The sequence below is a fragment of the uncultured Capnocytophaga sp. genome, assembly GCF_963525585.1.
Classification (GTDB): Bacteria; Bacteroidota; Bacteroidia; order Flavobacteriales; family Flavobacteriaceae; genus Capnocytophaga.
In genome coordinates this window covers 1-9,356 of sequence record NZ_CAURLX010000060.1, presented here as the reverse complement: position 1 = coordinate 9,356, position 9,356 = coordinate 1, and the positions used below count along the sequence as shown (strand labels likewise).

Here is a 9,356-nt window from a genome sequence, read left to right as displayed (position 1 = left end):
CCGCATCGTAGAATTTGGAATTGCTGATGTATTCCGTTTTTACGCTAATTTGCGCAAAAGAATTCACCCCAAAAAAGAGGGTTATAAAGGTAAATATTTCTTTCACTGTAATGAAGATTAAAGTATTACAGCGGCAAAAGTATAGAGAAAAAGGGTTATAAGAAGAATAAAAAGGTGTTTTCTATACCAAAAGTAGAATTTACTATACGTAATTAAATACAAACTTATGCTAGCAAAGTAACAGATGTAACGCACATAAACAACTTAAATAAAAAAACAATAAATGATTTTTTTTGTTTATTTCAAAAAAAGATATAAATTTGCCCCGTTTTTTAATCATTGTAACAATATCTTTTTGATAGCTGTTATTTTTTAGGTTAAAAAATCATCTATTAAATTTTTTTAAGTTCTCAGGGATTCCCTTGAGAACTTTTTTACTGGTTAAAGACTCATCCAATGCAAGTTTGCACTAATGAGGATAATTAAAAGTTAATCATTAACAATTAACAATTAATAATTCAAAAAAAGTTGTATCTTTGGCAAATTTTTTAAACCACCAAGTTATGATAGCCACGGACAAACTTTCTCTAGGGATACTTTTCCCTATTGAAGCTTTTGAAGGTCCCATTCCCCGTATGGATAAGCACGCCCAGATTGCTCTTGCTCAACAGGCAGAAGCCCTAGGTTTTCACACTCTCTGGGTGCGCGATGTACCTCTTTTTGACCCTAATTTTCGCGATGTAGGACAAATATATGATCCTTGGGTATACCTTGCTCATATAGCCTCCCTCACTCAGCATATTAAGCTTGGTACTGCTAGTATGGTCCTTCCCTTAAGGCACCCGATTCACTTTGCCAAAGCCGCAGCGAGTATTGATTGTCTTTTCCCAGGACGCCTCCACCTAGGGGTAGCCTCCGGTGACCGTGCCATCGAGTACCCCGCTTTTGCTAAGCCTTATGCTTCCAGAAGTGTCGACTTTATGCGACAGATGGAGACCCTCAGGAAGCTCTGGAGCGAGGACTTTCCTCACTATGACACCTCTTTCGGGAAAATGCAGGGCGAAGCCGACTTTATTCCTAAGCCCTTGAACAAGAATATCCCTATGTATGTTACCGGACATGCTGGGGGAATCAACCTTGACTGGATTGCGACCAATGGAGATGGATGGATATATTACCCAAGGGAGTTCACTTATACCAAAAATATTATCCAAAACTGGAAGGATGCTCTCAAGAAGCATAACCTCCCAGATAAGCCTTATATACAGCCTCTTTACATTGACCTAGTAGAAGATCCCAATGCCGAACCTATCAACATAGAACTCGGCTTCCGTCTGGGGCGTAATGCCTTTATCGACCTGCTCCAGACCCTTAAGCTCATTGGTGTGAGCCACGGAATCTTTATCGCTAAGTTCTGTTCTCGTCCCCTTGATGAGGTCTTGGACGAAATAGGTAAGGAGGTAATTCCTTATATGAACGACTAATGAAGCAATACCTCTATATTATCAATGGTCCTAACCTGAACTTGCTAGGCAAGCGTGAGCCTTCCATCTATGGAGAAGGCTCCTTTGAGGATTATTTCCAAGCACTCCGCAAGGACTACCCCACAGTGGAACTGATTCTTTTCCAGTCCAACTGGGAGGGGGCGCTCATTGATATCATCCAGCAGAAGGGTTTTGAGCAAGATACCCTCGGCTTTATTCTTAATGCAGGGGCGCTGACCCATACTTCTATCGCCTTACACGATACCCTGAGGAGTATCCCTGTGCCAGTGGTGGAAGTACATATTTCCAATACCTTTGCTCGTGAGCCTTTCAGGCATCATTCCTACCTCTCTCCCGTAGCCAAAGGGGTTATTGTCGGTTTTGGCTACGATAGTTATCGCTTAGCAATAGAAAGTTTTTTAATTAACAAATTATAAGATGTTACTTACCATACTTGCTGCGGGTTTAGGTTCCCGCTTCGGTGCCGATAAGCAATTGGTGCCTATTCATAAGGATATTATTCTAATGGATTACGCTATCTATGATGCCCTAGAGAACGGCTTTACAGGCGTAGTTTTAATTATTCGTTCAGCTATGGAACCTATCCTCCGTGAACACTTACACAAGGTATTCCCAGGAACGCAGTTTTCCTTTGTCCATCAGGATACCCTGACTCCTGCAGCCCTCCAGCGCAAGAAGCCTTGGGGAACAGGTCACGCAATGCTCTGCCTTAAGGACGTAGTACAAGAGCCTTTCCTAATCATCAATGCTGACGACTTCTATGGGCGTAATCCTTTTGCTCGTATGGCACAGGTACTCAGTCAAGCCCACCCACAGCGAATCTTCTCGGCGGGCTATTCCTTAGGAAATACCCTCTCCCCTAATGGTACCGTATCAAGAGGTATCTGCCACGTAGATGCTCAGAATCACCTGATAGATATTCAGGAATATACCAAGCTCGCTCCCCTTTCTGCCACCGAGGTAAAAGATGAACGTACAGGAGCTATTTTCCCAATGGATACCCCTGTCTCTATGAATTTCTGGGGATTCTCTCCCGAAATATTCTCCTTAGCGGAGCCTCTCTTTGAGCAGTTCTTACAGGAGAATGCCTCCAGCGAGAAAGCAGAGTTCTATATTCCTACTATCGTCAGTCACGCACAAGCACAGGGCTACACAGTAGAGGTGATTCCTACCCCTGAGAAATGGTTCGGAATGACCTATCAGGAAGATCTCCCTTTGGTACAGCAGAGCATCGCTTCCCTAGAGGGCTATCCTTTCTAACACTCTCTCATAAATAGCTAGCATAGGAGCTTTAATATGTAGGTGCGAGCTTTCAGCTCGTACCTAGTATTCTTAGAGCTTCCAGCTCTTTTATTTTTCAGCACAAACTAGAAGGTTGCGCTAGCGGTGCTTTTAGTTCTTTATAGTTTTCAGTTTTGGAGGTATAAGCTAAAATCGTTGAATCCCTGCAAGCGAGTGTGACTTGTGCTAGCGAGGACTTCGTATATTTTTTATCCATAAAAGTAGAAAGAAGAAAGACAAGCACGATAAGATATATACAATCTTATATTCTATTTTTCCTACAAATAGGATATCCTTTTCTTTATCATAATAAAAAATAGTATCATTATATTCCCCTTCTTTTAATTTGCCTGGATAAGGAATTCCTTTATATACGCTGTTATTATATGTAACATCACAGGTAGATGATGATTTTGCAAACCTATAAATATTAAGAATATATACTTTAACGGGATTGTTATATTTTATAAAATCCTCTTTATTTTTTATATCAACATAAGCACTCACTGTAAATACCAATACCGCAAGAAAGAATATAAAATATATATAGTGATTCCAAGAATAAAATTCCTTTAATACTTTCATTTTCTATCGAAATGGTTTCAATTAACTTTTGTCTGAATAGTTTTTTATGGTAATTTGAAAGATATTTAATATGATAAGAGTCTTTTTACCCAAGTTTCATTCATATGGGTCATTATCTCATTATAATTTTCATTTTTAGGTGATACAATTTCAAAATCTAAAAACCAATTTTCTAAACCATCAACATACTCGTAAATATGCAGTATATCATCATTTGAAAATCTAATGAAATAAGCTATAGCCTCATCTTCTTTTATTTCTTTTATATAAACATCATCCTTTTCTAACTCAGGATACTCCAACTTTGTCCATTTAGATGTTATTAGGTTTAATGTTTCATTCTTTTTTATTTGAAATTTACAAGAATCAAAGTATAAATATTCAGTATCTTCAAACTCCAATATCATTTTAAGCCCATAATGACCTTCTTCTACTAAATAATAAATACCTTTTACTTTTTTCAATTCGTTCAAAACCATAATGTTTTATTTTTTTCTTCTCAGTACAAGCTCTCAATGTGCGTTGGCAGGGAAAAATTAGTTATTAATAGTTATCTTTCTGGCAAAAATATATTTTAAACTAAACCTCAATAAAAGATACCCCATACTAATAGAAAAAAGTATAAGCAAGGTTCTGTAGGGCCTATAATTCCCAATATATAAAATATAAAGGATAAGGAATAAATGAGGGATAAGCATCAGTTGCCTTTTAGCAAAAAATAAAAGGGTACAACCCACTAAAGTTACAGGGAAATAATACAGAAATACAAAATGAATAATTATTCCAAAAGATAAATCTCTTTTAAAAGAATAGTATTTTTTATAAAAATCAACACCCCAATTGTGTAGTAAAACAGCCAATAGCCAAGCTACAAAAATAACTAATATACAAAGTATTACTTTCTTTACCATATGATGTTTATATTTGAGTCTCTTTCTTTAGAAAAACTAACAAATCATTTTTAAATCTCTTCTTATCAAAGTCTTTGACTTTTTTAGGGAGTTTATCCAAATTTTCTAAACTCTCTATGATTTTGTTTTCCAATATCTTTTTACTTTCTTCATCTGATACTGAAATAAATTCTTCATATTCATCCGCATTGAAATTAAATTCATTGATAAAAAGCTTGTGCATTCTCAGCTCTTCTCCTGTAAACCTATTTTTAGTGGTTTTATCATCTATATAAATAGGTTTTTTAGGCTTATTAAATTTTTCAAAGCCTTCAGGGGGCAAAATGCAAATACACCCTATAATATAATCTTTTATATCTTCCCCATAATTTTTATCTTGAAAATATTCTTTTAGAGCCTCTGATAAGGCAATGATTAAATGAGATTTATGATCTGCTTTTTCATCTATTGTAATTGATATTCCAAATTTCATAGTATCTAAATATATATTTGTCTTTTTAGAAATTCTCTCCGCTGGTGCGAGGTTGTAGTTCTTTTACTCTTAGTACAAGCCCCTACTGATGTCTCGTATAAGCAAATGTTTTCTAAGGCAACAAATGTACAAAATTAATCATTATTTTGTATATTTGTCCCATTAAATAATAGAATTTGAATATAAAAGTATTCATTACCCTACATCTTTTAGAAAAGCATCAGAAAACTTTCGGTAGCACTCTCAGAACCGCTCTTCTCATTCCTTTGGCAATCGTTGGCGACTTCTGCTTGTGCATCGCCTTTCTGCTGGCTTTTATAGTGACTCATTTTATCGAAAAATACGAAGATTAATTGTTATATGATGAAAAGCTACCAACGACTCCTTTTACTCCTCCTATTCCTCTGTATAGGTTGTGCTTCTAAGAAAATAAAAGTTCCCGATGACTATTGTGTTCCTCCGCCTTATACAATGAAAATGGAGAAGGAAGCCCCTATAGAAATTGATGAAGCAAAGCTTGCTTTGGGTAAAAAACTTTTTGAAGGAAAACTATCCTCCAGAAATATCCTTATTGCTTATGCCTCCGATACCGATGAGGCTCTATTGTCATTAATTGCCTTGGCCAATGATTCTTCTGAGCAGGCACAACTAAAACGCAATACCTTAAAAATAGAGATCCATAGCAAGATTAACGCTATTTTCTCACAAATGAATTCGGTAACTGCGGAACTGGATTGTGAAGAAGAGCGCATAGACCAAATAGCTACTACCCTAAGCAACATCAACGACAAGAATGTTACGCGCCTTACGGTAGCCTCCATACTTGTGGGAGCAGCCTCAGCCGTGGCGGGGGCTTATATAGCCGATGACAATTGGAACAAAGGGGTCACTGTAGGCAGTGGAGTGCTGGGGGCAGGCTTGAGTTTTCTCACCCTTAATCCGAAGGGGAAAAAAGTAAACCTACTACACCCTCGCAATCTGTTGCGTTGTTTTATCACTGAGAAAAATGACATAGAGTTTCCTCCCTTTGTATGGTATATGCTTAACGAACCTCGTTTTACCAATTCAGGAGAGAGTTCTGTTTTGCGAAACACACAAAAGAGATGGATCAGACATCTTTTTGACAATGACAAAGAAAAGGCACTGAAAGCGGTAGTTTTTAGCGATGGAGGCGTCTATAATGCGGGAGATTTGCATACCCGTGCCGAGATGTTTGACCAAATGCAGTCGGTGATACATTCACTGAACCAAAACCTCAACTTCTTTATCCAAGAGGTCAATATGCTTATGTTGAAAAAATAAATTGAAATATAATGAAAAAACTCTTTTTACTACTATGTGTATGGGTAATACTCCCTGCTGTAGCCCAAACTTCTAAAGAACTTCTATACGTAATAGATGCCAGTTACCTCAAACAAGGGTCTACTTATGGGCAATTAGGCTTGCATTTCAATTGTTACGACAGCAATAATATAGCACTATCAGTGGGTATTGCTGGTAACTTCCGCTCAGAGAACAAACAACTTATTGCTATCCCCGAAGCACAAGTATCGGCGTGGATAAGAGCGGATAATGAGCGTGGAGGCTTTGTTGATATTCCTGTCTTGCTATTGCGCCCCCAGCTGAATGTCTCTCCCTATTACTTTGCCCCCGAAGCAGGTTTCCAAATTCTTTTCCTCTACGTAAAAGCAGGTTACGCATTCCCTTGGGGTAAAATGAGTGACAACTATCCTTTTGACACGGGCAAATTCCGCTTTTCAGTAGGAGCTATCATACCGCTAAATATTAAATAATAAATAATATGAAACATTTCTTTTTATCCGTAGCCCTTGTGAGCACAATGCTCGGTTTTGGGCAAGCCTTAGGAAATCTCAATTACCAAAACAGAGGCAGAAATAGCTTGAATAACAACAACTTTTCTGTTGATTTCCCTACCAATTACGAAATGGTAGTCTCTGCCAAAGGACTGGCTAATATCAAAGCAGATGCCTTTGTGGCAATCTTCAGTGTGGTGCAGGTAGGCAAGAGTGCTGAAGAGGCTACCTCCCTAATGAGTCAGCGCCTTTCGCCTGTGCTCTCTGCCCTAAAGGCTAAGAATATGGAGGCTTTTGTAGATATGATCTCCTTTGTGCCTATGTACGAATACGAGACCGAGAAGAAAGTCTTTAGCAAGCGCACCTACAATGAAGTGCCTATGGGCTTTGAACTCAAGCAAAACTTACATATCAAAATCAATGAAGCCTCTCGACTCAATGAGTTAATCACTCTACTGGCTAATAATGAGATTTATGACCTTGTACGTATGGACTACTACAGTAGCCAGTTAGAGACCATAAAAAAAGAACTCAAAGACAAGGTGAAATCTGCCTTTGCTGAAAAACAAAAGCTCTATGAAACAACCCTTGGGGAGAGCTTTGTCTCCGCTGAAAAGAAGGTTGTTGATGGTTTTTTCCACATTTCCCCTACCGAACAATATAGTAGCTACGAAGCCTATAGTAGTGCATCCTTACAAGGCAAGCGAGCAGGCAATGTGGTGCAAGCCAACAAGTCTACTACTCAGTATTACCAACCTATTGCTAACCGAGATTTTGATGTGGTACTCAACCCTATTATCGTAGAGCCTATGATACAAGTGGTCTATGAGATGAAAATGAGTGTCAATCATCCTGATAAAAACAAAGCTAAAGAGGCACTATTGCTGACCCCTGCTGGCGAACTGAAGAAGATAAACTTGCCTTAGCAATTCTCCATAATATGAGAGAACAAGCAAGGAAACTTTACGACCAAGTCTAAGCAAATTATTCACCGTTGGTGCGAGTATCTGAATCGCGCCAGCGGTGGCATAATGCTTTATTTAGGATAGGTTTCTAGCAATCTCAATAGTGGCAATTAAAAACTAAAAATAAAATGAGTCCAATAATCAAACAATGGGACACAGCCAAATCTCTAAAAAGATGCCAATATAAGGAAGCTTTGGCTATCTATGAAACGCTCTGCCCAAAGGTAGAGACAGAACTCTCGGATACCTTTGATAGGGCTATGTTTTTTGGGGATTACTTTGGCTTATTGGCAGATGTTGCCCAGTATGACAAAGCGGAAGTAATGGCTGCTAAAGCCTTAAAATACATAACCGAAAATGGGTACACTACTTTAAACTATATCTTCTATAATTATGGGAATATGTATCTTCATCAAGCTAAATGGGAAGAAGCTATTCCTTGGCTCGAAAAAGCGCTCAACAGAAATAGCGATGGGTGGATTAATGAAAAACGAAAAGCCTACTATGGCACTGCTTTAGGGGGTGCGCTATTCCATTTGGGGCGTATAGACGAAGCCGAAGAAGAGTTGCTTAAGGCGGTAGAGGCAGGCAAATATACTGTAGCCAATAAGGATTGGGAACCTTTTTTCTACCTCAAAGAAATATACAAGCAAAAGGGTGATGAGAAACTAATGGCAAAATATGAAAAAATGTACCTTACCCGACTTAAAAAGCTAAAGGAAGAAGATCTTATCTATCCTCTATCAGAACATCGGGCAAACAAACAAGCGCTTGAAGACTGGAAAAAAATTAGTGGTCTTTAATCATTTTACAAATAAAACTATGAGAGAACAAGCAATAAAACTTTACGAACAAGCCCAAGCGGATTACCCAACGTTGAAAACCCAAATAGAGGCACAAGTAGTGCGTTGGTTTTGGGCAGCAGGAGGCGTGGGACTCTTTTCTTTAGAGCCTTTTTATTTTGAAGAACACAAGTTTCCCAAGAGTAAAATCCTAAAAGAAACCCCTGAAAAGACCGATGATAAATACTTGTATGGCGTGAATGCCAACGACGAAATTATCCTAGAACGCTCTTATATCGGATATGGAGACGAATGTTACGAAGACTTCTATTTCCGTGAGGAAAACCAAATTATCAATTATCACTTTAATTCTTATGTTAAGAAAGAATGTTTAAGTGTAAACATATTCATCTATAAGGAGGGACTCTTACAATCAATCCACTCCGCTTACTCTGCTTTCGATAATAGTAAAACTTGGAGAGAAAAGACTATGTACTATGAGGGGGACAAACTCATTCGTCAGGAGGAAAAGGGATTAGATTATTATCTAAAACCCATTGATAATACCCTTCTCTATACCTATGATATGCTGGGAAAACTCAATAGTATTACCAGCGGAACCGGCTATGTATGGTATCAGAAGAAAGATAAGAAAATCAGTTATAAAGCCCTCTCTGAAAAAGCTGCGGAACGCTACTATGCACTATTAGTGCCTGCCATTAAGGCATACCCTGTAAAAGAGCCTTTGTACTGCATCAACCTATCGTTTGACTACCAAAACATACTGCCCACAAGGATAGGCTTTGGTACTGAAAGCGAAAGACAAGAATACCAAAAGTATGGCAAAGAGGCAAAACACTACCTTTGGAACACTGCCGAATATGCTCATACCATAGATATAGAACCCAACGAAGAAGATGCTGCCCTCTTCGACCTTTTCAATCAAGAAACCGAAATGCAAGAAAAGAGCAGTGCAGCCACGAAGCTATTAGTCGCTTGTGCCAAACGCCTCAAAGAAGAATGGGCATCACTGGGCATTCC

Annotated in this window: 11 protein-coding genes; 8 read left to right on the top strand and 3 right to left on the bottom strand. The window is 38.3% G+C overall.

Annotation, left to right across the window (positions count from 1 at the left end):
- The first annotated feature begins 563 nt into the window (after window positions 1–563).
- Genes RYK20_RS10255 through RYK20_RS10245 form a run of 3 tightly spaced genes read left to right on the top strand, consistent with a single transcriptional unit; the run spans window position 564 to window position 2,765 of the window.
- Complete coding sequence (locus tag RYK20_RS10255) at window positions 564–1,484, top strand: LLM class oxidoreductase (RefSeq protein ID WP_297979275.1); 921 nt, start codon at window positions 564–566, stop codon at window positions 1,482–1,484.
- Window positions 1,484–1,921: a type II 3-dehydroquinate dehydratase gene (locus RYK20_RS10250; RefSeq protein WP_297979272.1), complete on the top strand. Its 438-nt coding sequence runs from the start codon at window positions 1,484–1,486 to the stop codon at window positions 1,919–1,921. Before RYK20_RS10255 ends, RYK20_RS10250 begins: the two co-directional genes overlap by 1 nt.
- Before the next feature lies 1 nt (window position 1,922).
- Window positions 1,923–2,765 (top strand): sugar phosphate nucleotidyltransferase, encoded by an 843-nt coding sequence (locus RYK20_RS10245; RefSeq protein WP_311457598.1) that lies wholly within the window; start codon window positions 1,923–1,925, stop codon window positions 2,763–2,765.
- Between the two features lie 207 nt (window positions 2,766–2,972).
- Here the strand turns inward: RYK20_RS10245 and RYK20_RS10240 are convergent, their stop codons facing one another.
- From RYK20_RS10240 to RYK20_RS10230, 3 genes are all read right to left on the bottom strand, one after another.
- Complete coding sequence (locus tag RYK20_RS10240; RefSeq protein ID WP_314895353.1) at window positions 2,973–3,371, bottom strand: hypothetical protein; 399 nt, start codon at window positions 3,369–3,371, stop codon at window positions 2,973–2,975.
- A 65-nt stretch (window positions 3,372–3,436) separates the two neighbouring features.
- Window positions 3,437–3,844: a hypothetical protein gene (locus RYK20_RS10235; RefSeq protein WP_314895352.1), complete on the bottom strand. Its 408-nt coding sequence runs from the start codon at window positions 3,842–3,844 to the stop codon at window positions 3,437–3,439.
- 445 nt (window positions 3,845–4,289) lie between these two features.
- Window positions 4,290–4,754, bottom strand: coding sequence for a hypothetical protein (locus tag RYK20_RS10230; RefSeq protein ID WP_314895351.1), 465 nt, complete (start codon window positions 4,752–4,754; stop codon window positions 4,290–4,292).
- A 360-nt stretch (window positions 4,755–5,114) separates the two neighbouring features.
- On the opposite strand from RYK20_RS10230, the gene RYK20_RS10225 reads away from it, so the two are divergent.
- The 5 genes from RYK20_RS10225 to RYK20_RS10205 all read left to right on the top strand — a co-directional run.
- A complete protein-coding gene (locus RYK20_RS10225) occupies window positions 5,115–6,056 on the top strand; it encodes a hypothetical protein (RefSeq protein ID WP_314895350.1) in 942 nt (313 codons plus the stop codon).
- An 11-nt stretch (window positions 6,057–6,067) separates the two neighbouring features.
- Entirely contained in the window at window positions 6,068–6,547 is a 480-nt protein-coding gene (locus RYK20_RS10220; RefSeq protein ID WP_314895349.1) for a hypothetical protein, read from the top strand.
- 8 nt (window positions 6,548–6,555) lie between these two features.
- Window positions 6,556–7,494: an SIMPL domain-containing protein gene (locus RYK20_RS10215; RefSeq protein ID WP_314895348.1), complete on the top strand. Its 939-nt coding sequence runs from the start codon at window positions 6,556–6,558 to the stop codon at window positions 7,492–7,494.
- A gap of 167 nt (window positions 7,495–7,661) precedes the next feature.
- Entirely contained in the window at window positions 7,662–8,336 is a 675-nt protein-coding gene (locus RYK20_RS10210) for a tetratricopeptide repeat protein (RefSeq protein WP_314895347.1), read from the top strand.
- A 19-nt stretch (window positions 8,337–8,355) separates the two neighbouring features.
- A partial coding sequence (locus RYK20_RS10205; protein ID WP_314895346.1) for a hypothetical protein occupies window positions 8,356–9,356 on the top strand: 1,001 nt, incomplete at its 3' end.

What these genes read in the sequence shown, in the direction of transcription:
- RYK20_RS10245 (WP_311457598.1), top strand. Translation starts at nt 1,923, where the DNA reads ATGTTACTTACCATACTTGCTGCGGGTTTAGGTTCCCGCTTCGGTGCC.
- RYK20_RS10240 (WP_314895353.1), bottom strand. Translation starts at nt 3,371, where the DNA reads ATGAAAGTATTAAAGGAATTTTATTCTTGGAATCACTATATATATTTT.
- RYK20_RS10255 (WP_297979275.1), top strand. Translation starts at nt 564, where the DNA reads ATGATAGCCACGGACAAACTTTCTCTAGGGATACTTTTCCCTATTGAA.
- RYK20_RS10230 (WP_314895351.1), bottom strand. Translation starts at nt 4,754, where the DNA reads ATGAAATTTGGAATATCAATTACAATAGATGAAAAAGCAGATCATAAA.
- RYK20_RS10225 (WP_314895350.1), top strand. Translation starts at nt 5,115, where the DNA reads ATGATGAAAAGCTACCAACGACTCCTTTTACTCCTCCTATTCCTCTGT.
- RYK20_RS10210 (WP_314895347.1), top strand. Translation starts at nt 7,662, where the DNA reads ATGAGTCCAATAATCAAACAATGGGACACAGCCAAATCTCTAAAAAGA.
- RYK20_RS10220 (WP_314895349.1), top strand. Translation starts at nt 6,068, where the DNA reads ATGAAAAAACTCTTTTTACTACTATGTGTATGGGTAATACTCCCTGCT.
- RYK20_RS10215 (WP_314895348.1), top strand. Translation starts at nt 6,556, where the DNA reads ATGAAACATTTCTTTTTATCCGTAGCCCTTGTGAGCACAATGCTCGGT.
- RYK20_RS10250 (WP_297979272.1), top strand. Translation starts at nt 1,484, where the DNA reads ATGAAGCAATACCTCTATATTATCAATGGTCCTAACCTGAACTTGCTA.